This window comes from Streptomyces sp. CNQ085, assembly GCF_022614595.1.
Classification (GTDB): Bacteria; Actinomycetota; Actinomycetes; order Streptomycetales; family Streptomycetaceae; genus Streptomyces.
Map to the genome: position 1 here is coordinate 2,738 of NZ_JAJFAU010000039.1, position 21,969 is coordinate 24,706.

Genomic DNA, 21,969 nt, shown 5'->3' on the forward strand with positions numbered 1-21,969 from the left:
GTCGGCCGGGCCGCGGCCCGGAGCGGCCAGTTCCCCCACGGGCACCGGATCGGCGGCCAGACTCCCGGCCACCAGCTCGTTGCGCGCCACCCGGTCCTCGTGTCTGTGGAGCTGCCAGAAGCCGAGTCTGACCATGCCCGGGATCAGCACGAGCGCGACGAGGGTGAGCGCCACCCACTGCCGGGACAGCAGGAAGCGGTACGCGGAGGCGGGGGGTGCGGACGACAGGGGTGGCACGGTCATCGACCGTACCCCGCCGGTCGTCATCCCCCCGGGGCGGGGGCCACCTCCCGCAGCAGCTGGGTGAAAGCCGCCTCGTCGATCACCGGGGTGCCGAAGGCGCGTGCCCTGGCGACCTTGGAGGTGCCGGAGCCGGGGTCGTTGGTGACCAGGAGGCTGGTGAGCCGGGAGACGCCGCTCGCGATGTGGAGTCCGGCCTCGGCCGCCCGGTCCTCCAGCAGCTCCCGGTCCACGGAGGTGTCCCCGGAGATCGCCACCCGCATCCCCTGGACCAGCGGCTTGCCCGGCTCGTACCGGCCGGGGTTGGGATACGGACAGGAGGGGCGTCTGCGCGAGGGGCGCCAGCCGCCCGCGTAGGGCCGCGTGTCCCGCACGTCGGCGGCGCCGGAGGAGGGGCCCGGGGAGACGGTGGAGTCGGTCCACTCGGTCAGCGGCCGGCAGGCCAGCAGGGGCAGGCGTATGCGGTCGGCGGCCGCCAGGTGCAGGCTCGGCCGGAACGCCTCGGCCAGCACCCGGGCGTCGTCCAGCGCGTGGTGTGCCCGGCGCTGGACGACGCCGTAGTGCGCGGCGAGGGTCTCCAGCCGGTGGTTGGCCAGCGGCAGGTCCAGTTCCTTGGACAGGGCGATGGTGCACAGTCGCTGCCGCACGGGGACCGGCAGCCGGGCGCGGGCGTACTCCCGGGCGATCATCGACCAGTCGAAGACCGCGTTGTGCGCGACCAGTACCCGGCCCCGCAGCCGCTCGCCGAACTCCTCGGCGATCTGCGGGAAGAGCGGGGCGTCGGCCAGCATCTCGCTCGTCAGCCCGTGTATCCAGGTCGGCCCGGGATCCCGCTGCGGATTGACCGGGGTGTACCAGTGGTCGATCACGTCGCCCCGTGCGTCCAGCCGGTAGACGGCCGCGGAGATTATGCGGTCGTCCCGGGCGAGCCCCGTGGTCTCCACGTCCACCACCGCGTAGGCGTCGGGGTATTCGGTGGGCCAGGCCGGGGTGCTGGGCTGCGCTGCGGGCCGCGCTTGGGCCGCCGACTGGTCATCGAGCATGGTTCCAGAGAATACGGGCCGCCACTGACACCCTCGCGGTACCGTGACTCACTCCGGATGAGCGGACTGCTGACGGAACGTCTCGCATACTCGTCGGTAACAGACCCTGGCCGCCGGTCCCGGGCGGCTCTACGGTGCTTTCATGCCAAGCGTGCCGAACCTCCCCGACGTCGTGCTGTGGTCCGTACCCGCCTTCATGCTGCTGACGGCCCTGGAGATGGTCAGCTACCGCCTGCGTCCCGAGGAGCCGGGCAGCCCCGTCGCGGGCTACGAGGCCAAGGACGCCGCGACCAGTCTCTCCATGGGCCTGGGCAGCCTCTTCTTCGACGCCTTGTGGAAGATCCCGATCGTGGCGGTCTACTCGGCCGTCTACGCACTCACCCCGCTGCGGATCCCCGTCGAATGGTGGACGCTGCTGCCGATGCTCCTCGCGCAGGACCTCTTCTACTACTGGTCCCACCGCGGCCACCATGTCGTCCGCATCCTGTGGGCCTGCCACGTGGTGCACCACTCCAGCCGGAGGTTCAACCTCACCACCGCGCTGCGCCAGCCCTGGACGTCCCTGACCGGCTGGCCGTTCTACCTGCCGCTGATCGCCTCGGGCATGCACCCGGCCGCGCTCGCCTTCTGCCACTCGGTCAACCTGGTCTATCAGTTCTGGATCCACACCGAGCGGATCGGCAGACTGCCGGGGCCGGTCGAGTACGTGTTCAACACGCCCTCGCACCACCGGGTCCACCACGCCTCCCAGGGAAGCTACCTGGACCGCAACTTCGGCGGGATCCTCATCGTGTGGGACCGGCTCTTCGGTTCCTTCGCGCCCGAGACCGAGCCGTGCGTCTACGGGCTGACCAAGAACATCGACACCCACAACCCGCTGCGCGTGGCCACTCACGAGTACGCGGCGATCGCCCGGGACCTGCGGGCGGCGCGCGACTGGCGCGAGGCCGCCGGGCGGCTCTTCCGCGGTCCCGGCTGGCAGCCGGGACCGCGCGGACCGGCCCCCGGCACACCGGGAGCGGCGGAAGCGCCGGAAACGGCCGGAGCCGCGCGGGAGACGGGAAGGGCCGGGCCCACCGGACCCGGCCCCTCGGTCTCCACCGTTTCCTGACGGACCGCCGGCGGTCCGCCGGCTGTGCCGCGCGGCGGCCGCCCGGCTTACTCGACGGCGTCCAGGGCGTCGACGATGCCGTAGCCGTAGAAGCCGTTGACGCGCTTGCCGCCCTCGCAGGTGGAGTCCTCGACGCCGTTGCCGTCCGGGTCGTAGGTCTCCGGGCAGCCGGGGTTGTCCGCCTGCGCCTTCATCATGAGCTGGAGCATCGCCGGGCTCGCCCAGGGGTGCTTGCTCTTGAGCAGCGCCGCCACGCCCGCGACGTGCGGGCTGGCCATCGAGGTGCCCTGCAGGAAGGCGTAGGAGTCGTTCGGCATGGTCGACAGGATCCGGCCGTTGCCCGACGGGGTGTCCGGGATCTGGAACCGGTCGCCGCCCGGCGCCGCCACGTCGGCGACGCGGTGCCCGTAGCTGGAGTAGTACGACTTCAGGTCCTGCACACCCGTGGCCGTGACCGTCACCACGCCCGGCAGCTGGGTGGGCAGGTCCAGGCACTCGGACGGGTCGATGGTGCGCTCGACCGGTGTGGTGTCGTTCGGGCTGGAGGCGTCGAGGATCGCGTCGGAGGCGAGGTCGTGATTGGAGTTGCCCGCCGAGGCGATGTGCAGCGTGCCCCTGCGCTCGGCGTGGCGTGAGGCCCTGCGGAGCGCCTCCACGACCGCGCCCTGGTCGGCGTCGTCCTCGCAGTTGTACAGGTACGGGTCGACGTAGTAGCTGTTGTTGGTGATCTCCACGCCCTTGTCGGCCGCGAAGACGAACGCGCAGATCACGGCCTCCGGGTAGAAGAGGCTGGTGTCGGGCTCGCTCACCTTGATGGAGGAGACCTTCACGCCCGGCGCCACGCCCGCCACGCCGACGCCGTTGCGCGCCGCGGCGATGGAGCCCGCGACGTGCGTGCCGTGGTAGTCACCGTCGGTGTACGGGCGCCAGGCGCCCTCGGAGGTGTCGGCCACGCCGCCGACGCAGTTCGCCGACTGGCGCGCCGAGAAGTTCGGGGCCAGGTCCGGGTGGGTGTCGTCCACACCGGTGTCGATGACCGCGACGGTGACCTTGTCGCTGCCCGGGTTGACCTTCGCGGCCTCGTCCGCGCGGATGGCGCGCAGGCCCCACAGGTCGGCCTCCATCGGCTCGCCCTCGGAGGCGGCCGTGGCCGCGCTGGTGCGGGCCGCCTCCGCCACGTACTGCGGGGCGCCGACCTCGGTCGTCCCCGCGGCCTTGAGCGGCGCGGTGCGGGTGGCGCCGGCGGAGTGCACGCCGCGCACCTCGCGCATCCGCTCCGCGAAGCCGGAGTCCGCCGAGTGGGCGACTATCACGCCGATCTCGCGGTGGGTGACGACGACCGTCCCACCAGCCTTGGCTATCTCCCGCTCCACCCGCCGGATCGTGCCCGGGTGAGAGGAGGTGTTGACCACGTACGACAGTTGCCCGCCGTCCGCGGCAGCCGTCACGGGGGCCGGGGTTCCGGTCTCCTGGGCCAGCGCCGTGCCGGCGCCGGGCAGCAGGGCCAGGGAGGCGGTCAGTGCCAACCCGACCGGCACCGCGACGGCGCGGCGACGGCTGGAGGGTCTCGATGCCATGGGTTCTCCGTGTCTGTGTGAACGCAGGGGTTCTCAACAATCCGTTCAGCTATCGGATCTGACCGTACGGATGTATGACGACGGAAGCTATCGCTCATGCGGGGGAAGCGGCAATGATGGAACTCCTCATCGAACACCGAACCTCTGTTCCCGACGTGGTGCCCGGGCAGGCGGCACGGGCGTCGCGTACGCTGCGAGGCAGATGTCCAACCGTGGGAGGGTGCTGTCGGCATGCTGCTGGACACCTACGGCCGGGTCGCCACCGATCTGCGTGTGTCGCTCACCGACCGGTGCAACCTGAGGTGCACCTACTGCATGCCGGAGGAGGGTCTGCGGTGGCTCGCCAAGCCCGAGCTGCTCACGGACGACGAGATCGTCCGCCTGGTCCGCGTCGCCGTGACCCTGCTCGGTGTGGAGGAGGTGCGCTTCACCGGGGGCGAGCCGCTGCTGCGCCCCGGGCTGGTGGGCATAGTCGAGCGCTGCGCCGCCCTGGAGCCGCGTCCGACACTGTCGCTGACGACCAACGGCATCGGTCTGGAGCGCACCGCCGGAGCGCTGCGCGCGGCCGGGCTGGACCGGGTCAACGTCTCGCTGGACACCCTCGACCCCGAGGTCTTCCACCGGATGACCCGCCGCAGGCGCCATGCCGACGTCCTGGCCGGTCTGGCGGCCGCCCGCGAGACGGGGCTCTCCCCCGTCAAGGTCAACGCGGTACTGATGCCGGGCCTCAACGAAGGGGAGGCCCCCGACCTGCTCTCCTGGGCCGTCGAGCACGCCTACGAACTGCGCTTCATCGAGCAGATGCCGCTGGACGCCCAGCACGGCTGGCGCCGCGAGGGCATGATCACCGCGGGCGACATCCTCACCTCCCTGCGCACCCGCTTCTCCCTCACCCCGGAAGAGGAGGAGAGTCGGGGATCGGCGCCCGCCGAGCGCTGGATCGTCGACGGCGGCCCGCACCGCGTCGGCGTGATCGCCTCCGTGACCAGGCCCTTCTGCCGGGCCTGCGACCGCACCCGGCTGACGGCCGACGGCCAGGTCCGCACCTGTCTTTTCGCCCGCGAGGAGTCGGATCTGCGCGGCGCTCTGCGCGCGGGCGCGGACGACGCCGAGATCGCACGGCTGTGGAAGGCGGCGATGTGGGGCAAGAAGGCCGGCTCGGGCCTGGACGACCCGGCCTTCCTCCAGCCGGCTCGTCCGATGTCAGCGATCGGCGGCTGACCCCTTCGGCCCCTCCCGGTCCGTGCCACCCTCCCACTCGGCGAGGGCCACCACGTCCTTCAGGAAGCCCCGCATCCCCAGGAACCGCGACAGGTGCTCGCGGTGCTCCTCGCAGGCCAGCCAGGTCTTGCGGCGCTTTGGGGTGTGCAGCTTGGGATTGTTCCAGGCCAGCACCCACTCAGCGACCTCACGGCAGCCCTTGGCGGAGCAGACGGGGACGGCGGTCTCGGGCGGGGAGGCGGTCACGGGATCGGTCACCACCCCATCCAAACACGGCGACGCCGGGCGGCCACGGGGGGAGCCGCCCGGCGTCGGTCTGTCGCTCCGACGGGGGATGCGGAGCGTGTACGCAGTATGACACGCGCACCCGGCGGCAGGGGACCGGAACAGCGCGATTGGTCTGAGGTTTTCCTGAGCTTCCGGGCCGAGGAGATCAGTCGCGCCGGCCAGGGTCCGGACGGCTCGGCTCCTGCCCGGGTTCCGGACGCCGGTACTCCCGGCCGCCCGGGCCCTGCTCACGGCCCGGTTCCGGCCCGCGCTCCGGCTCCCGGGCCTCCTCCGGTACCTCCGGCTCCGATGGCTCCTGCCGTATCGTGCGCGCCCGCGGCCCGGCCCCCCCCTCTCCGGCGTCTGCCGGCCCCAGCGCCCGCCGGGGCGGTGAGGGGACGAAGGAGTCGGGGAGCGCGGGAGTGTTCTCCCGTCCCGCGTTGGCGATCACCACCGCCACATACGGTAGGGTCGCGCCGATTACCAGTGCTGCCACGGCGAGCGGGCGCTGCACGTTCCACAGCACCACGGTCAGCAGGACCGCCGCGGTGCGCACCAGCATCGAGATCACGTAGCGCCGCTCCCGGCCCCGGACGTCCTCGGCCAGCCCCTGACGGGCTCCGGTGATCCGGAAGACCGCGGGACCGCGCTGCCTGTGCCTCACACTCACCACCTGCTCCTGCGGCCGGTTTCCGGGAGCGTTCCCGCCTGGTTCCCGGCCTTTTCCACCCTACGCCCCGACTCCGCCGCATACGACGCCGGGTGGAGGGCACCCGATGTGCCGGGGACGGCTCTCATCCGGGCGGCTCAGCGGCCGTACGGGCGGGCGGCGTCCCACCGCACGAACCGAACGCGCTGTGCACGGAGCGCTCCGCACGAGGAGGCGACATGAGCTGGTTGTGGGCGATCGTCGTGGGTCTGGTTCTGGGTGTGCTGGCCCGCGCCATCCTTCCCGGCAAGCAGGACATCCCGCTGTGGCTGACCGCCGTCTTCGGGATCATCGGCAGTGTCATCGGCAACGCCGTGGCCGGTGGGATCGGTGTGGAGGACACCGCGGGCATCGACTGGATCCGGCACCTGCTCCAGCTCGCCGGGGCCGTCCTGATCGTCGCGCTGGGCACGCCCCTGTACGCCAGGATCAGGGGAGGCGGCAGGCGGACGGCCTGACGGAACGGAGCGGTCCGCGGGGGGGGGCGGCGCGACGGGACGCGCCCCCCCCTCCCCGTGCGTCCGGCCGGCCCTCGGGCGCCTGCCGGGGGCCGGCTCACACACCCCGGCTGACGGAACTCATGTTGAAGTCCGGCACACGCAGGGCGGGCATCGCCGCCCGTGTGAACCAGTCCGACCACTCACGCGGCAGGGTGCGCTCGGTCCGCCCCGCCCCGGTGGCCCTGGACAGCAGGTCGACCGGCGACTCGTTGAAGCGGAAGTTGTTCACCGCGCCCGTGACCTCGCCGTTCTCCACCAGGTAGACGCCGTCGCGGGTCAGCCCGGTCAGCAGCAGCGTCGCCGGATCCACCTCGCGGATGTACCACAGACATGTCAGCAGCAGCGCCGGGCCGCCGTGTCCGGAGCCGGCGACCATCTCCTCCAGCGACGCGGTGCCGCCCGCGTCCAGGACCAGGTTGTCGATCCCGGGGGCCACCGGCAGACCCGTCAGCTCCGCCGAGTGCCGGGTGGTCAGCAGATGGCGCAGCTCTCCGCCGCGCACCCAGTCGGTGGCCCGCAGCGGCAGGCCGTTGTCGAAGACCGAGGCGTCGTCACCGGAGGAGTGCGCGATCACGAACGGCGACGCCTCCAGACCGGGGGCGCCCGGATCGCTGTAGAGCCTCAGCGGCAGCTCCGACAGCCGCTCGCCCACCCGGGTGCCGCCGCCGGGCCTGCTGAACACGGTGCGTCCCTCGGCGGCGTCGCGCCCCGCCGACGACCACATCTGGTAGATCAGCAGGTCCGCCACGGCACTGGGCGGCAGCAGCGTCTCGTACCGTCCGGCCTCCAGCTCCACCCGCCGCCCGGCCCATTCCAGCCGTCGGGCCAGCTCGGCGTCCAGCGCCAGGGGGTCGACGTCGGCGAAGTCGCGGGTCGCCCGCCCCGCCCATGCCGAGCGGGCGCGGTCGGGGGACTTGGCGTTGACCTCCAGGGTGCCGGTGGGCTGGTCGTGCCGCAGCCGCAGCCCGGTGGAGGTTCCCAGGTAGGTGGAGACCACCTGGTGGTGGGCGAAGCCGTACAGCTCCCGGTTCTCGGAGCGGGCCCGAGCGAAGGACTCGCCCAGCGCCGGAGCGAAGGAGTCGAACACCGACGAGGACGTCTCGTCCGGGGCCTCGGTGAAGCCGGCGGAGGCGGGCACGCCCTCCACCAGCGGCCGGGCGTCCTCGGCCGGGCCCGCCGTACGCGCGGCCTCCTCCGCGGCCCGCACCAGCGGCTCGATGTCGTCGCCGGAGACGGCCGAGCGGGAGACCACCCCCGACGCCGTCCCCTCGGAGCCGTCGACGGTCGCGACGACGGTGAGGGTACGGCCGCGGGTGACCCCGTTGGTGGTCAGCGTGTTGCCCGCCCACCGCAGGTTGGCGGTGGACTCCTCGTCGGCGATGACCACGCAGCCGTCGGCCCGCGACAGCGCCAGGGCGCGCTCGACGAGCTCGTGGGGAGCGGGGGGCTTCGTCATCGGCCGGCCTCCTGGGCGGTGTTGAGGATGTTGACGCCGCGGAAGAGCGCGGAGGGGCAGCCGTGCGAGACGGAGGCGACCTGGCCCGGCTGGGCCTTGCCGCAGTTGAACGCACCGCCGAGTACGTACGTCCGCGGCCCGCCCACGGCTTCCATCGAGCCCCAGAAGTCGGTGGTGGTGGCCTGGTAGGCCACGTCGCGCAGCTGCCCGGCGAGCCGTCCGTTCTCGATCCGGAAGAAACGCTGCCCGGTGAACTGGAAGTTGTGGCGCTGCATGTCGATCGACCACGAGCGGTCGCCCACCACGTAGATCCCCCGCTCCACCCGGGAGATCAGCTCCTCGGTGGACGGCCCGTCCGGATCGGGCCGGAGCGAGACGTTCGCCATGCGCTGCACGGGGACGCTGGAGGGGGAGTCGGCGTAGGCGCAGCCGTTGGAGCGGCCCAGCCCGGTCAGCTTCGCCATCCGCCGGTCGAGCTGGTAGCCCACCAGGACCCCGTCCCTGACCAGGTCCCAGGACTGCGCCTCGACGCCCTCGTCGTCGTAGCCGACGGTGGCCAGCCCGTGCTCGGCGGTGCGGTCGCCGGTGATGTTCATCACCGGCGAGCCGTACTTCAGCGTGCCGAGCCCGTCGGGCGTGGCGAAGGAGGTGCCCGCGTACGCCGCCTCGTATCCCAGCGCCCGGTCCAGTTCGGTGGCGTGGCCGATCGACTCGTGGATCGTCAGCCACAGGTTGGAGGGGTCGACCACCAGGTCGTAGGAGCCCGCCTCCACACCGGGCGAGCGCATCTTCTCGGCCAGCAGTTCCGGGATGCGTGCCAGCTCCCCGTCCCAGTCCCAGCCGGTTCCGGCCATGTACTCCCAGCCCCGGCCGACGGGCGGGGCCAGGGTCCGCATCGAGTCGAAGGCGCCGGAGTCGGCCACGGACACGGCCGTCAGTTCCGGGTGCAGGCGGACGCGCTGCTGGGTGGTGACGGTGCCGGCGGTGTCCGCGTAGAACTTGTTCTCCTGCACGGTCAGCAGCGAGGCGTCCACGTGGGAGACGCCGTCCGCCCCGAGCAGGCGGTCGCTCCACTGGGCCAGCACGGCGGTCTTCTCCGCGTCCGGCACGTCGAACGGATTGGTCTCGTAGGAGGAGACCCAGACGCGCTCGCCGTGCACCGGTTCGTCCGCCAGCTCGACCCGTCCGCCCATCGCCCACCGGTCCCCGGCGGAGGCGCTCCGCGCGACCGCACTCTCTCCGGCGGCCTCGGCGACCCTCGCCGACAGCTTCGCCATCTCCACGGCCCGGCCCGCCACCTTCGCGGCGGCGTCCATCGTCGGATCCACCCCCGAGGCGAAACCCCACGCGCCGCCGTGCACCACACGCACCGCGTATCCGGCATCGGTGATGTCCGACGACCCGGCCGGCTTCGCGTCGCGCAGCCGCCAGGAGGCGCTGCGGTTCCGCTCGAAACGGAAGTCGGCGTGCTCGGCTCCCAGGGCCCGGGCCCGCGCGAGCGCCGCGTCGGCGAGCGCGCGCAGCGGCAGCGCCAGGAAGGACTCATCGATCTCGTGCGCCACGGACGCTCCTCCTTGTCGATGCATAACCGCAGTGAACCACGCTCCGCCGGCCGGCCGGGGCCCGGAACCGGTCTACCCTGACCGGCACGGGGGGCAGGGAGACGGAGAGGGAAACGACGGGGGAGGGACACATGGAGGACGGGAACGAGAGCCGGCCGGGCTTCCCGTGGGTGTGGCTGCTGCCGCAGCTCGCGCTGTTGGCGGGGCTGACGGTCTGGGGCGCCGCGGTGTACCCCGGCCTGCCGGAGAAGGTGCCGCGGCACATCGGCCCCGGCGGGGTCGACGCCTGGGCGGACAAGTCCGTCGGCGCGGTCTTCCTCCCCGTCCTGGTATACGCCGGGACCATCACGCTGATGGCCGCCACCGCGGCGGCGGCGCTGCGGATGCGCACCGAGGACGAACTCGCCCCCGGCGAGCGGACCTCCTCCCTGATCAACCGCCCCGCCACCCGGGCCTCGGCGCTGCGGACGGCCAGGGCCACCCTCCTGCTCGGCTTCTGCATCGGCCTGTCGATCGCGGTGACGTGTGCGGTGATGTGGCGCACCGATCCGGATCCGCAGGTGTCCGCCTGGCTGTTCGCCGCGGTACTCGCCCCGTTGGCGCTCGGTCTGGTGCCCGTGCTCGCCGCGGCCCTGCGGGACCGCCGCGAGAGCCGGCGGTGATCCGGCCGCCGGTGTGTCCGCGCGGCGTACCGGGGTACTCGCGGCCGAGGCCGGCCCGCCGGAGAGGGAACCGCTGGAAGGAGCGTGCCGTGAGCGACTACTCAGGGCCCTACGACGGCAGGCAGCACGACCCGTCCGAGATGAGGACCGGCGCGGGCAAGGGGAGGAGCGAGGGGGAGAAGGAGCGGCGGGAGCGGCGCCCCGAAGGGGAGGAGCGGTCCACGCGGACCGGACGAGAACGCCCCGGGGAGGAGGGCGAGGAGGCCGGGGAGGGGGATCGTGGCCCGGACGCCGAACCCGTCGTCACCGGCCCGCCGGCCCCGGAGGGGTGATCCGGCTGGTCCGGGGCGGACGCCCCGCTCACCGGGCCCCGGCGGAGCCGGTCCGTCTCACCGGCCTTCCGTGCTGTCCGGCTCCCCGGCGGGGGTCTTGAACCCCGAGGTGTCCAGATCGCGGCCGAAGGCCCCGGGGACGCGCAGCGGCTCGCCGAAGGGGGTGGTCAGCCGCGAGTCGTAACCCCGTCCGGACGGGCGCCAGAACACCGTGGCGGCCTGCTCCCCATGTCCGGCAGAGCGCGGCACAGCGCCCTGGAGCGGGCGGTGCCGGAGGGAACGTCTGTGGCCGTCGGTCCGTCGGGCATCACCGTCATGACGCGCCTCCTGGCGCTCTTGCAGCACGCGCGGCCCGGGGTAGTGGAACGAAACGCTGTGTGGTCGTCTGATTCCCGTACAGTCGCTCCCTGTACGGACTCCGTGGCCCGGTGTGCGCCCCGGCCCGGGACGGATTTCTGTAGGAATCCCACAGGAGCCCGGCAGAGCCCCTGTCGGGGTCCGTTCCCCGGCGCACGGGGCCGGACGGTAGTTTCTTGCGGAGTACCTGCTCCCTACGGAAGAGGGTGTTCCCTTGAGCCGCTCGGTTCTCGTCACCGGAGGCAACCGCGGCATCGGCCTGGCCATCGCCCGGGCGTTCGCCGACTCGGGCGACAAGGTCGCCGTCACCTACCGTTCGGGTGAGCCGCCGGAGGGTTTCTGCGCAGTCAAGTGCGACATCAACGACGCCGAGCAGGTGGAGCAGGCATACAAGGAGATCGAGGAGAGGCAGGGGCCGGTCGAGGTACTGGTCGCCAACGCCGGCGTCACCCGGGACCAGTTGCTCCTGCGGATGTCCGAGGAGGACTTCACGTCCGTGGTGGAGACCAACCTCACCGGCACCTTCCGGGTCGTCAAGCGTGCCTGCCGGGGCATGCTCCGTGCCCGCGGGGGCCGCATCGTGCTGATCTCCTCCGTCGTCGGCCTGCTGGGCTCGGCGGGGCAGGCCAACTACGCCGCCTCCAAGGCCGGTCTGGTCGGCTTCGCCCGCTCGGTCGCCCGGGAGCTGGGCTCCCGCAACATCACCTGCAACGTGGTCGCGCCGGGCTTCGTGGACACCGACATGACGCGTGCGCTCACCGACGAGCAGTGCGCGAAGATCGTCGAACAGGTCCCGCTGGGCCGCTACGCCCAGCCCGAGGAGGTCGCCTCCTCGGTGCGCTTCCTGGCCTCGGAGGAGGCCGCGTACATCACCGGAGCCGTCATTCCCGTGGACGGCGGATTGGGCATGGGTCACTGAACGTCATGAGCGGACTTCTCGCCGGAAAGCGCATCCTCGTCACAGGGGTGCTCACCGATTCCTCGATCGCCTTCCACGTCGCCCGGCTGGCGCAGGAGGAGGGCGCCGAGGTCGTCCTCACCGGTTTCGGACGGCTGACGCTGGTGCAGCGCATCGCCAAGCGGCTTCCCAAGGAAGCCCCGGTGATCGAGCTGGACGTGCAGAACAGCGAGCACCTGGAGGCCCTGGCCGGCAAGGTCGCCGAGCACCTCGGCGAGGGTGTCGGGCTGGACGGTGTCGTGCACTCCATCGGCTTCGCGCCGCAGGACGCACTCGGCGGCAACTTCCTCAACACCGGCTGGGAGTCGGTCGCCACGGCCGTCGAGGTCTCCGCGTACTCCCTGAAGTCGCTGACCATGGCCCTGCTGCCGCTGCTCGAGAAGCGCGGCGGCTCGGTCGTCGGAATGGACTTCGACGCGCAGGTGGCCTGGCCCAAGTACGACTGGATGGGCGTGGCCAAGGCCGCACTGGAGTCCACCTCCCGCTATCTCGCCCGCGACCTGGGCCACAAGGACATCCGCTGCAACCTGGTGTCGGCCGGGCCCATCAAGTCCATGGCCGCCAAGTCCATCCCGGGTTTCGAGGAGCTGGCGGACGTGTGGAAGACCCGCGCCCCGATCGGCTGGGACCTCACCGATCCCGAGCCCGCCGCGCGCGGCGTGGTCGCCCTGCTCTCGGACTGGTTCCCGAAGACAACCGGCGAGATCGTGCACGTGGACGGCGGTGTCCACATGATGGGCGCGTAGCGCGCCCGCGATCGCGCGACCGGAGGCGGCCCCGGCGAGTGCCGCGGCACGTCCTTCGCGGCCGGGTGTCCGGAGGGAGGGGTCAGCCGCGGGAACCGGAGCCGCGGCAGGTCCGGGCGTACGAGCCCGCCTCCCGCGCGGCCGTCTCCGTGTCGCGGTCGGCGATGGCGTCCACCAGCCGCCCGTGGTCCAGATACCCCTCCGACCTCAGCTCCTCGCCCACATCGTTGCGGAGGAAGGCCCGCAGGACGGTGCCGAGGTCCGCGTAGAGCGCGGTCAGCACCTCGTTGTGGGACGCCCTGACGATCGCCAGGTGCAGCGTGACATCGGCCTCCACGAAGCGCTCCACCTCGCCCGTCTCCCAGGCCGCCTCGCGGCGGCGGAGCAGCGCCCGCAGCTGGCGCAGGTCCTGCTCGGTACGGCGGTGCGCGGCCAGCCGGGCCGCCTCGGCCTCCAGTGCCGAACGCAGCTCGGCCACGTCGCGCGGGTCGGCGTCCGCGAAACGGCGGTGCATCACCCCGGCGAGTTCGCTGGTGGCCACCACGTAGGTGCCCGAGCCCTGCCGGATGTCCAGCAGTCCGTTGTGGGCGAGCGCCCGCACGGCCTCGCGTACGGTGTTGCGAGCCACACCGAGCTGTTCGACCAGCTCGGGCTCGGTCGGGATGCGGGATCCCACCGGCCACTCTCCTGAGGTGATCTGGTCGCGCAGGGCATCGATGACCTGGTCGGCCAGGGCTGAGCGGCGGGGTGAGGTCAGGGGCATGGCACTTCCCGGATCGGCGGGGGCGGTGAGTACGACGGGTGAGCGGCGAGACGCACCAGGTGGCCTCAATTCATCCGATGATTCTATGATGCATGTCGTGGCTGAGGATCCCGCGACCATCGACCACGGGGCCGAAGGGGGGAACCCGGACAGCGTAGGCACCCACCCCGCCCCGGGCGCTCCCCCCGACGTTTCCCCGGGCACCGTTGCGGGCGCCTCCCCGTGGGCACGGAGGCTGCTGGTCGCGGGCATCGTCCTCGCGGCCCTCAACCTGCGCCCCGCCATCACCGCACTGGGCCCGTTCCTGGAGGAGGTCCGCGGAGCACTGGCGATGAACGGCACCGTCGCCGGGCTGCTGACCTCCGCGCCAGCCCTCTGCTTCGCCGTCTTCGGCGGCGCCGCACCCCGGCTGGCCCGCCGCTGGGGCCCGGCCGCCGTGGTCCTCGCTGGGATGGCCGCCGTCACCGCCGGACTGGCGCTGCGTCCCCTCGCCGGCGCGACGGCCTGGTTCCTGGCCTCCAGTGCCCTGGCGCTGGCGGGCATCGCGGTCGGCAACGTCCTGATGCCCGTGGTCGTCAAGCGCTGGTTCCCCGACCGGATCGGCCCGATGACCGGCCTGTACTCCATGTCGCTCTCCGTGGGCACCGCCGCGGCCGCCGCCCTCACCGTCCCGGCGGCCCGGACGCTGGGCGGCGACTGGCGCCTGGGGCTCGGGATGTGGGCACTGCCTGGCGCCCTCGCCCTGTTGGTGTGGGCACCGGTCGTACGCGGTGCCCGCGCCCGTGCGGCCGGGACCGCCGCGGAGGGACCCGGCGCCGAGATCCGGATCACCCGCTCCGGCACCGCCTGGTCGCTCGGCGTCTTCTTCGGCTTCCAGGCCACCGCCGCCTACGTCGTCATGGGCTGGCTGCCGCAGATCTTCCGCGACGCCGGAGTCCCCGCCTCCACGGCCGGCCTGCTGCTGGCGCTCACCATGGGAATGAGCATCCCCCTGTCCTACGTGCTGCCGCGGATCGCCGCCCGGCTCAGCCACCAGGGTCCCCTCGTCGCCGTCCTGGCCTGCTGCGGACTGGGCGGATACGCCGGGCTGTGGCTCGCCCCCGCGCAGGGGGCCTGGGCCTGGGCACTGCTGCTGGGTGTCTCCAACTGCGCCTTCCCCCTCGTCCTCACGATGATCGGGATGCGGGCGCGGACCGGCGCCGGGGTCGCCAAACTCTCCGCCTTCGCCCAGGGCACCGGCTACCTGATCGCTGTTCCCGGGCCTCTGCTGGTCGGAGCCCTCCACCAGCACACCGGGGGCTGGCACGCGCCCCTGGCCCTGATGGCCGCCCTGATGACCGCCCAGCTCGCGGTGGGCCTGGTGGCGGGCCGCCGGGACCGATGCGTCGAGGACGGCGGCTGAGTGCGACACTGGGCCCATGCCAGTGCTCGAACCCAATCCGTCCAACGGCCAGAAGAAGCTGCTCCTCGTCCTCGGCGCGATGCTCGGCGTCACGGTCGTGATCGGCGTGCTCGCCTCCGTCGTCGCCCCGTAGCCGTACCGGCCCGCCCCACGATCCCCTAGGGGGCCGGCCTCAGGGGGCAATGGGTGGATCACCGGATGGAGCGGCCGCCCCGCGGTCCGTAGCGTCGTAGTACACCGCCAAGACGCCACGGAAGACGACGGAGGCGAGCCCGATGACGGCCCACGCACCCACCCGGCACACCTCCCGGCCGACGGCCGACGGCGCGGAAGCACGGCTGCCGTGGTGGGCCGCGGCGCTGCCCGTGATCGCCTTCGCGGTGCTGCTGTCGCTGCTCGCGGGCGCCGGCGAGGCCGAGGCCGCCGACGCCGAGTCCCGGCGGTACCTCGCGGATCTGCTGGGCCGGCTCTGGGGACTGCTGTCCCGCTGACCGGCCGCCTCCGCCCACGAGGTCACCCGGTCGGGGAGGGTTCTCAACTCCCCGTGCCACACGCCGCCGTTCGTGCGAAGCTGGAGGCATGAGCGCCGATGTGTCACGCAGGATCGTCATCCTCCGGCATGCCAAAGCCGACTGGCCCGACGATGTGGCCGACCACGACAGGCCCCTGGCGGAACGGGGACGCAGGGACGCACCGGCCGCCGGCCGCTGGCTCGCCGCCAGCGGCATCGTCCCCGAGCTCACCCTCTGCTCCACCGCCGCCCGCACCCGCGAGACCTGGAAACTGGTCGCCCACGAACTGCCGCAGCGGCCGAGGACGGTCTTCGAGGAGCGGCTTTACGAGGCCTCGCTCGGCGAACTGATCGCGGTGGTCAACGAGGTGCCGGACGACATCGTGGCCCTCATGCTCGTCGGCCACAACCCCGGCATGCACACCATGGCCGACGCGCTCGCCGGAGAGGCCGAGGAGGACGCCAGGAGCCGGCTCGCCCGCATCGGCTTTCCCACCTCCGCCGCGGCCGTGCTCTCCTTCACCGGTTCCTGGAAGTCCGTGGAGCTCGGAACCGGCCGCCTCGAGGCGCACTGGGCACCGCACGACTGACGCCGTACGGGCCGAAACGGGGCCGGTGCCGGCCCGTACGGGCGAGCGGTCTCAGAGCGCTGTGTCAGCCGTCTCGACCTCCTCGCGCGTGACGCCCAGCAGGTACAGCACGGTGTCCAGGAACGGCACGTTCACCGCGGCGTGCGCGGCCTCCTGCACCACCGGCTTGGCGTTGAAGGCGACACCGAGCCCCGCGGTGTTGAGCATGTCCAGGTCGTTGGCACCGTCGCCGATCGCCACGGTCTGGGCCAGCGGCACCCCGGCCTCCGCCGCGAAGCGGCGCAGCAGCCGGGCCTTGCCCGCCCTGTCGACGACCTCCCCGACGACCCTGCCGGTCAGCTTCCCGTCCACGATCTCCAGGGTGTTGGCCGAGGCGAAGTCCAGTCCCAGCCGTTTCCGCAGATCGTCGGTGACCTGGGTGAAACCGCCCGACACCACGCCCACCTGGTAGCCCAGGCGCTTGAGCGTGCGGATGAGTGTGCGGGCCCCCGGCGTGAGCCGGACCTCGGAGCGGACCTTGTCGACGACCGACTCGTCCAGTCCCTCCAGCAGTGCCACCCGGGCGTGCAGGGACTGCTCGAAATCCAGCTCGCCGCGCATCGCGGCGGCGGTCACCTCGGCGACCCTCTCCTCGCAGCCGGCGTGCGCCGCGAACAGTTCGATCACCTCGTCCTGGATGAGAGTGGAGTCCACGTCCATCACCACCAGGCGCTGCGCCCGGCGGTGCAGCCCGGCGGCGACGACGGCGACATCCACGCCCAGGGCCGCCGCCCTGGGGGCCAGGGCGGTGCGCAGCTCCTCCGTGCCGGTGCCGGACACGGCGAACTCCACCGCCGTGACCGGGTACTTCGCCAGCCGGAAGATCCGGTCGATGTTGCCGCCGACACCGGTTATCCGGGCGGCGATGGCAGCTGTGGCCTCGGCGGTCAGCGGATGGCCGAGCACGGTGACGTGGGAGCGGCCGGTACCGCGCGGCCGGTTGTCGCCCCGGCCGGAGATGATCTCCGCCTGGAGCCGCATCGACTCCGCCCAGGAGTGCACGGTCGCCCGCAGCTCCCCTTCGGCGCCGCTCCCGCCCGGCGTGGTGACCAGGGCGCACAGGGTGATGCGGCCACGGGTGACGACCTGCTCGATGTCTATGACATCCAGGGAGTAGGCGGCCAGCGTCTCGAAGAGACCTGCGGTGATGCCCGGACGGTCCCTGCCGAAGATCTTCACCAGGAGGGTGGGGGCGTCGGCGTCCGCTCCGGTCGCGGCGGCGGAGGGGACGGGCGGCGGGGTCTGCGAAGCGCTCATGATGACCCCTACGGTATCGAGCACCAGGGCGGTTCCGTACGCACGTCCGTACCCCGGACAGCCCAGGTCAGGCACCGCCGGCGGCGCTGCGCACCCCCTCGCCCGCGTTCTTTGGCGGCGGCGCGCCGGATCGTAGCGGTTCGGCAACCGTCGGCCGAGGGCGACTTCATATCCGGCCGCCGGGCCTGGAATAGTCCCTCCACGATCGTTCGCCATCCCTGGCCCCCTCGTCACAGGGGGTAGCTCGGGGGACAGCTTTGTGGGGCATGGAGTGCCGGAACTCGTGCTGGAACTGAACGGACGGACCTGGACGCTCGACCCGTCCAGGCCGTACACCCTTGGACGCGATCCGCAGAGTGACGTCGTGGTCGACGACGCCAGGGTCTCCTGGCGGCACGCCACACTGCGCTGGGGTGGCGGTAACTGGCTCGTCGAGGACCGCGGCAGCACCAACGGCACGTACGCCAACGGCCAGTCGCTGCCCAAGCCGGGCACGGCGGTCATCGGGCCCGCCGACCTCGACGCCGCCGCCCCGCAGCAGGCACACTCCCAGCACGCGCGGTACGCGGCGCCCTCCCCGCCGGCCTCCCGGCATCCCAAGCCGCAGAGCCGGGGTTCCCAGCTGTGGACCCTCACCCGGCGCTACACGTCGGTCATCGCCTCGGACAAGGGTTTCCTGGCGCTGACGGTCATCCTGCCCGTGATCCCGGGCATGGTCAGCACGGTGATCCCCACCGACCACGGCCTCACGCGCAACCCCGGGGGCTTCAACCAGCACGCGGGCACCATCCTGCTGGTCCTCGCGGTCGGCGTGTGCCTTTCCGGCGCGGCCAACTCGGCGCGCGAGCTGGTCAAGGAACGGGTCATCTACGAACGTGAACGGGCCACCGGCCTGTCCAGGTCCGCCTATCTGATGTCCAAGGTGGTCGTCCTCGGGGTGATCACCGTCTGCCAGGGCGTGATCATCTGCGCCATCGCCTTCTCGGTGCGTGAACTGCCCGAAGAGGGCCTGATCATGCCCGCGGCCGTCGAACTGTGCGTGGGGATCACCGCCTTCGGTCCCACCTCCATGATGGTCGGACTGGTGATCTCCTCGCTGGTGAAGACATCCGAGATGACCATGCCCCTGCTGGTGGGCTTCGCGATCGTCCAGCCGGTCTTCACCGGCGTGCTCTTCCAGGTCTTCGACGCTCCCGGCATCGAACAGGTCGCCTGGCTGATGCCCTCGCGCTGGACGGTCGCGGACACCGGGGCCACCGTCGACCTGTCCCGCACCATGGCCCCCTGGGACCGCGAGAACCCCACCGGCCTCGACCCGCTGTGGGAGCACAGCACGGGAGTGTGGGTGATGGACATGCTGATCCTGCTCGCCATCGGCGTCGCCTGCGGCTTCGCGGTGACCCGCCTGATGCGCCGCCACGAGCCGGAGGTCATGCGCAAGTGACCGCGCGGCCGCATCGTGACCGGGCGGCCCCGGAGCCGCCCCTCCGCCCCGCGGACCCCCGCCGGTACCGTGACCGCATGCTCCCGAGAACCGGGCTGGCGGCCGTCAGCGCCGCCCTGCTCGCCATGAACCGCCGCCTGGAGGTCCGCGACGTCCTGCAGACGATCACGACCTCCGCGCGCGAGCTGCTGGACGCCGAGTACGCCGCGCTGGGCGTCCCCGACGACCACGGCGGTTTCGCGCAGTTCGTGGTGGCCGGGGTCAGCGACGACCGGTGGCGCGCTATCGGGCCGCTGCCCCGCCAGCACGGCATCCTCGCCGCCATGCTGCGCGACGCCTCCCCGCAGCGGCTCGCCGACGTCCGCCGGGACCCGCGCTTCGAAGGCTGGCCCGACGCCCACCCGGAACTGGCCGACCTCATCGGCATGCCGATCGCCGACGGCGAGGAGGTCCTCGGGGCTCTCTTCCTCGCCAACAAGCGGTGCGACCGCTCCGGAGGCGGCTGCGGTTTCACCGGGGACGACGAGGAGTTGCTGCGCCTGCTCGCCGAGCACGCCGCTCTCGCGCTGACCAACGCCCGCCTCTACGAACGCAGCCGCGAGCTGACCATCGCCGGGGAGCGCGCCCGCATCGCCCACGAACTGCACGACGCCGTCTCCCAGAAGCTGTTCTCCCTGCGTCTGACCGCTCAGGCCGCCACCGCCCTGGTGGGCCGCGACCCCGACCGCGCCAGGGAGGAGCTGCGCCGGGTCGCGGGCCTGGCGGCCGAGGCCGCCGACGAACTGCGGGCCGCCGTCGTCGAGCTGCGTCCCGCCGCGCTGGAGGAGGACGGCCTGGTGGCGGCCCTGCGCAGCCAGGTACAGGTCCTGGACCGGGCGCACAGCGCCCGTGTCCTCTTCGACGCGGAGGGTGTGCGGGCACTGCCCGCGGCCCAGGAGGAGGCGCTGCTGAGAGTGGCGCAGGAGGCCCTGCACAACGCGCTGCGGCACTCCGGCGCACGGCGCGTCACCGTCTCCCTCGCCCGCCGCGGTACCGGCGCCGTTCTGCGGGTGGCCGACGACGGAAGCGGCTTCGACCCCTCGGAGGTCCGCCGCGCGGGCCGCCGCCTGGGCCTGGTGTCGATGCGCGACCGGGCGGACGGGGCCGGCGGCACGCTGCGGGTGGAATCGGAGCCAGGCGGGGGCACCGTGATCGAGATGGAGGTGCCCGGTGGCTGAAGCGCCCGTCGAGGTGATCAGGGTCCTGCTGGTGGACGACCACCAGGTCGTACGCCGGGGGCTGCGCACGTTCCTGGAGGTCCAGGAGGACATCGAGGTGGTCGGCGAGGCGGCCGACGGGGCGGAGGGCGTGGCCCGCGCCGAGGAGCTGCGGCCCGACGTCGTCCTGATGGATCTGAGGATGCCCGGCGCGGACGGCGTCGAGGCGCTGCGCACGCTGCGCGAGCTGGGCAACCCCGCCCGGGTGCTGGTCGTCACCAGCTTCACCGAGCAGCGCACCGTCGTCCCCGCCCTGCGCGCGGGCGCCGCCGGCTATGTCTACAAGGACATCGACCCGGACGCCCTGGCCGGCGCCATCCGCTCGGTGCGCGCCGGGCACGTCCTGCTGCAGCCGGAGGTCGCCCGGGCACTGCTCGGTCAGGAGGGGACGGGCGGTGGGCCGGGCCGGGGCACCGCCCTGACCGACCGGGAGCGCGAGGTGCTCGCGCTGATAGCCGACGGGCGTTCCAACCGGGAGATCGCGCGCTGTCTGGTGCTCTCCGAGAAGACCGTCAAGACGCATGTGTCCAACATCCTGATGAAGCTGGACCTGGCTGACCGCACCCAGGCGGCGCTGTGGGCCGTCCGGCACGGGATGGCCGACTGACGCGCGCCCGGCCCCGGTCCGGCCCGCCGTGTGCCGCCTCCGGCGGATATCCGTGCCTAAATTCATACGAACGTGTGGACATGGCCGGTGCCGCGTGTCGCGCCCGGCTCCGGCCCGTTCTCCAGTGCGTGCCGCGGCGACCGGCCGCGGCGAACGCAAGGAGGATCGAGAAGTGAAGAACCTCAAGAGGATCACCGCCGTCGCGATGGTGGCCGGCGGACTCGTCGCCGCCGGTGCGGGCGCGGCCTCGGCCGACTCGGGCGCGCAGGGCGCCGCCGCCCAGTCGCCCGGCGTCGGCTCGGGCAACCTGATCCAGGTGCCCGTGCACGTACCGGTCAACGTCTGCGGCAACACCGTCAACGTCATCGGCCTGCTGAACCCGGCCTTCGGCAACACCTGCGTCAACGCCTGAGCGCGGGGACGGGGTGGCCGACGACCCCCCCCGCGCCCGCCCCGCACGGCCGGCCCCCCGGACCCGACCGGGAGGCCGGTCCCGGCTCAGCCCCGCTCACGCTCCTCCACATACGCGTTGTACGCCGCCACCACAGCCCGCCTGGCCGTACGCTCCACCGGCCGCAGCGCCTCGCTCCGCGCCGCCATCGCCCCCGCGCTCACCGCACCGCCGTGCTCAGGCCCGCCCGCGATCTCCACCAGCGCGCCCACCCGCTGCGCCAGCTCCAGAACACGTACCGCGCGCGGCGGATAACCCGGCGCCAGCAGGGTGCGGCCCGTCTCCGCCCGGGCCCGGTACGCCTCCAGCGCCGCCGCGGCCACCGGCCCGGACCCGGCCACGTCCAGCCGCGCCAGCACCTCGGTCGCCTCGCGCAGCGCCTCCGCCAGCTCCCGTTCGGCCTCCCCCAGCGACGGCACGTCCGCGGGCGGGGCCTCGCGCACCGGCAGACAGTGCCACACCACCTCGGTGCGCACATCGCCCTCGGGGCCCGCCTCGTGCACCAGCGGCACCAGTCCCAGCGCCGCCCCCGTCCCGACCACCGCCTCACCGGCCTCCAGGGCGCGGGCGTTGAACCCGGGCGGCCCGCTCAGTCCCAGCGGGTGCCCCGGCGCGGGCAGCGCCAGCCGCAGACCCGCCACGCCCGAGGCGCGCAACCGGCCGAGCGCGAGGGTGAGACTCACCTCACCGGGCTCGTCCGGCAGGCCCGCCACGCGGTGCACCGTGTCGTCGCCCACAATGCGCGAAGCGGCCTCGTCGGGCGACACCACTCCGGCGAACAGGGCATTTCCCCAGGCGGCCAGCCGCCCGGAACGAGGTTCTTCGAGCATGCCCCCAGCCTAAGGACAGCCACGCGGAAGTGGTGGCGTAGGTTTTCCCTGGGGACTGTGCCCACAGGCACAGGCGAC

General features: G+C 72.8%; 25 protein-coding genes and 2 pseudogenes. 16 read left to right on the forward strand and 11 right to left on the reverse strand.

Annotated elements, in window-relative coordinates:
• On the reverse strand, positions 1-243 hold a 243-nt coding region (locus LJ221_RS09640; protein ID WP_241715412.1), incomplete at its 3' end, for an SURF1 family protein.
• Between the two features lie 20 nt (positions 244-263).
• Entirely contained in the window at positions 264-1,283 is a 1,020-nt protein-coding gene (locus LJ221_RS09645) for a DEDDh family exonuclease (protein WP_241715413.1), read from the reverse strand.
• Positions 1,284-1,425: 142 nt separating this feature from the next.
• Between LJ221_RS09645 and LJ221_RS09650 the strand changes: the two genes are divergently transcribed.
• Positions 1,426-2,394: a sterol desaturase family protein gene (locus tag LJ221_RS09650; RefSeq protein ID WP_241715414.1), complete on the forward strand. Its 969-nt coding sequence runs from the start codon at positions 1,426-1,428 to the stop codon at positions 2,392-2,394.
• A gap of 47 nt (positions 2,395-2,441) precedes the next feature.
• Here LJ221_RS09650 and LJ221_RS09655 read toward each other — a convergent pair whose 3' ends face one another.
• On the reverse strand, positions 2,442-3,971 hold the full coding sequence (locus tag LJ221_RS09655) for a S8 family serine peptidase (RefSeq protein WP_241715415.1): 1,530 nt from the start codon (positions 3,969-3,971) through the stop codon (positions 2,442-2,444).
• A gap of 231 nt (positions 3,972-4,202) precedes the next feature.
• On the opposite strand from LJ221_RS09655, the gene moaA reads away from it, so the two are divergent.
• A complete protein-coding gene (gene moaA, locus LJ221_RS09660) occupies positions 4,203-5,192 on the forward strand; it encodes a GTP 3',8-cyclase MoaA (protein ID WP_241715416.1) in 990 nt (329 codons plus the stop codon).
• On the opposite strand, the gene LJ221_RS09665 is transcribed toward moaA, so the two are convergent.
• Positions 5,175-5,453, reverse strand: coding sequence for a hypothetical protein (locus tag LJ221_RS09665; RefSeq protein ID WP_374228415.1), 279 nt, complete (start codon positions 5,451-5,453; stop codon positions 5,175-5,177). The genes moaA and LJ221_RS09665 overlap by 18 nt on opposite strands.
• Positions 5,454-5,625: 172 nt before the next feature.
• The gene (locus LJ221_RS23935) at positions 5,626-6,132 is read right to left on the reverse strand and encodes a DUF3099 domain-containing protein (RefSeq protein WP_374228416.1); all 507 of its coding nucleotides are present in this window, start codon (positions 6,130-6,132) and stop codon (positions 5,626-5,628) included.
• Between the two features lie 215 nt (positions 6,133-6,347).
• Here LJ221_RS23935 and LJ221_RS09675 point away from each other — a divergent pair, with 215 nt between their 5' ends.
• Complete coding sequence (locus LJ221_RS09675) at positions 6,348-6,626, forward strand: GlsB/YeaQ/YmgE family stress response membrane protein (RefSeq protein ID WP_241715418.1); 279 nt, start codon at positions 6,348-6,350, stop codon at positions 6,624-6,626.
• 97 nt (positions 6,627-6,723) lie between these two features.
• Here the strand turns inward: LJ221_RS09675 and LJ221_RS09680 are convergent, their stop codons facing one another.
• Positions 6,724-8,124, reverse strand: a complete 1,401-nt coding sequence (locus LJ221_RS09680) for a metallopeptidase TldD-related protein (protein ID WP_241715419.1) — start codon at positions 8,122-8,124, stop codon at positions 6,724-6,726.
• Complete coding sequence (locus tag LJ221_RS09685; protein ID WP_241715422.1) at positions 8,121-9,686, reverse strand: TldD/PmbA family protein; 1,566 nt, start codon at positions 9,684-9,686, stop codon at positions 8,121-8,123. Before LJ221_RS09685 ends, LJ221_RS09680 begins: the two co-directional genes overlap by 4 nt.
• 131 nt (positions 9,687-9,817) lie before the next feature.
• On the opposite strand from LJ221_RS09685, the gene LJ221_RS09690 reads away from it, so the two are divergent.
• Both LJ221_RS09690 and LJ221_RS09695 read left to right on the forward strand, forming a co-directional pair.
• Entirely contained in the window at positions 9,818-10,348 is a 531-nt protein-coding gene (locus LJ221_RS09690; protein WP_241715423.1) for a DUF1648 domain-containing protein, read from the forward strand.
• A gap of 89 nt (positions 10,349-10,437) precedes the next feature.
• On the forward strand, positions 10,438-10,680 hold the full coding sequence (locus LJ221_RS09695; protein ID WP_241715425.1) for a hypothetical protein: 243 nt from the start codon (positions 10,438-10,440) through the stop codon (positions 10,678-10,680).
• A 57-nt stretch (positions 10,681-10,737) separates the two neighbouring features.
• Here the strand turns inward: LJ221_RS09695 and LJ221_RS09700 are convergent, their stop codons facing one another.
• Entirely contained in the window at positions 10,738-10,890 is a 153-nt protein-coding gene (locus LJ221_RS09700) for a hypothetical protein (RefSeq protein ID WP_241715426.1), read from the reverse strand.
• A 361-nt stretch (positions 10,891-11,251) separates the two neighbouring features.
• On the opposite strand from LJ221_RS09700, the gene fabG reads away from it, so the two are divergent.
• Positions 11,252-11,956 carry a 3-oxoacyl-[acyl-carrier-protein] reductase gene (gene fabG / locus LJ221_RS09705; RefSeq protein ID WP_241715428.1) on the forward strand — a complete coding sequence of 235 codons (705 nt, stop codon included), beginning with the start codon at positions 11,252-11,254 and terminating at the stop codon, positions 11,954-11,956.
• 5 nt (positions 11,957-11,961) lie between these two features.
• Entirely contained in the window at positions 11,962-12,741 is a 780-nt protein-coding gene (gene fabI / locus LJ221_RS09710) for an enoyl-ACP reductase FabI (RefSeq protein WP_241715430.1), read from the forward strand.
• A gap of 82 nt (positions 12,742-12,823) precedes the next feature.
• On the opposite strand, the gene LJ221_RS09715 is transcribed toward fabI, so the two are convergent.
• Complete coding sequence (locus LJ221_RS09715) at positions 12,824-13,504, reverse strand: FadR/GntR family transcriptional regulator (RefSeq protein WP_241715432.1); 681 nt, start codon at positions 13,502-13,504, stop codon at positions 12,824-12,826.
• Positions 13,505-13,592: 88 nt separating this feature from the next.
• Here LJ221_RS09715 and LJ221_RS09720 point away from each other — a divergent pair, with 88 nt between their 5' ends.
• The 4 genes from LJ221_RS09720 to LJ221_RS09730 all read left to right on the forward strand — a co-directional run bounded on the left by LJ221_RS09720 (position 13,593) and on the right by LJ221_RS09730 (position 16,007).
• The gene (locus LJ221_RS09720) at positions 13,593-14,906 is read left to right on the forward strand and encodes an MFS transporter (protein ID WP_241715434.1); all 1,314 of its coding nucleotides are present in this window, start codon (positions 13,593-13,595) and stop codon (positions 14,904-14,906) included.
• A 16-nt stretch (positions 14,907-14,922) separates the two neighbouring features.
• Entirely contained in the window at positions 14,923-15,039 is a 117-nt protein-coding gene (locus tag LJ221_RS23330; RefSeq protein WP_254716882.1) for an SGM_5486 family transporter-associated protein, read from the forward strand.
• A 142-nt stretch (positions 15,040-15,181) separates the two neighbouring features.
• Entirely contained in the window at positions 15,182-15,397 is a 216-nt protein-coding gene (locus LJ221_RS09725; protein ID WP_241715436.1) for a hypothetical protein, read from the forward strand.
• 88 nt (positions 15,398-15,485) lie between these two features.
• Entirely contained in the window at positions 15,486-16,007 is a 522-nt protein-coding gene (locus LJ221_RS09730) for a histidine phosphatase family protein (protein ID WP_241715438.1), read from the forward strand.
• Between the two features lie 51 nt (positions 16,008-16,058).
• Here the strand turns inward: LJ221_RS09730 and serB are convergent, their stop codons facing one another.
• Positions 16,059-17,303, reverse strand: a complete 1,245-nt coding sequence (serB, locus tag LJ221_RS09735; RefSeq protein WP_241715439.1) for a phosphoserine phosphatase SerB — start codon at positions 17,301-17,303, stop codon at positions 16,059-16,061.
• 283 nt (positions 17,304-17,586) lie between these two features.
• On the opposite strand from serB, the pseudogene LJ221_RS09740 reads away from it, so the two are divergent.
• The 5 genes and pseudogenes from LJ221_RS09740 to LJ221_RS09760 form a co-directional block, all read left to right on the forward strand.
• A pseudogene (locus LJ221_RS09740) lies at positions 17,587-17,778 on the forward strand (FHA domain-containing protein); the annotation flags it as partial.
• 36 nt (positions 17,779-17,814) lie between these two features.
• Positions 17,815-18,747, forward strand: a pseudogene (locus tag LJ221_RS09745) (ABC transporter permease); the annotation flags it as partial.
• A 77-nt stretch (positions 18,748-18,824) separates the two neighbouring features.
• Entirely contained in the window at positions 18,825-19,964 is a 1,140-nt protein-coding gene (locus LJ221_RS09750; RefSeq protein ID WP_241715440.1) for a GAF domain-containing sensor histidine kinase, read from the forward strand.
• Positions 19,957-20,610 carry a response regulator transcription factor gene (locus LJ221_RS09755; RefSeq protein ID WP_241715441.1) on the forward strand — a complete coding sequence of 218 codons (654 nt, stop codon included), beginning with the start codon at positions 19,957-19,959 and terminating at the stop codon, positions 20,608-20,610. Before LJ221_RS09750 ends, LJ221_RS09755 begins: the two co-directional genes overlap by 8 nt.
• 205 nt (positions 20,611-20,815) lie before the next feature.
• A complete protein-coding gene (locus LJ221_RS09760) occupies positions 20,816-21,022 on the forward strand; it encodes a chaplin (protein ID WP_241715458.1) in 207 nt (68 codons plus the stop codon).
• Positions 21,023-21,108: 86 nt separating this feature from the next.
• Here LJ221_RS09760 and LJ221_RS09765 read toward each other — a convergent pair whose 3' ends face one another.
• On the reverse strand, positions 21,109-21,891 hold the full coding sequence (locus tag LJ221_RS09765; RefSeq protein WP_241715442.1) for a hypothetical protein: 783 nt from the start codon (positions 21,889-21,891) through the stop codon (positions 21,109-21,111).
• Positions 21,892-21,969: the final 78 nt, after the last annotated feature.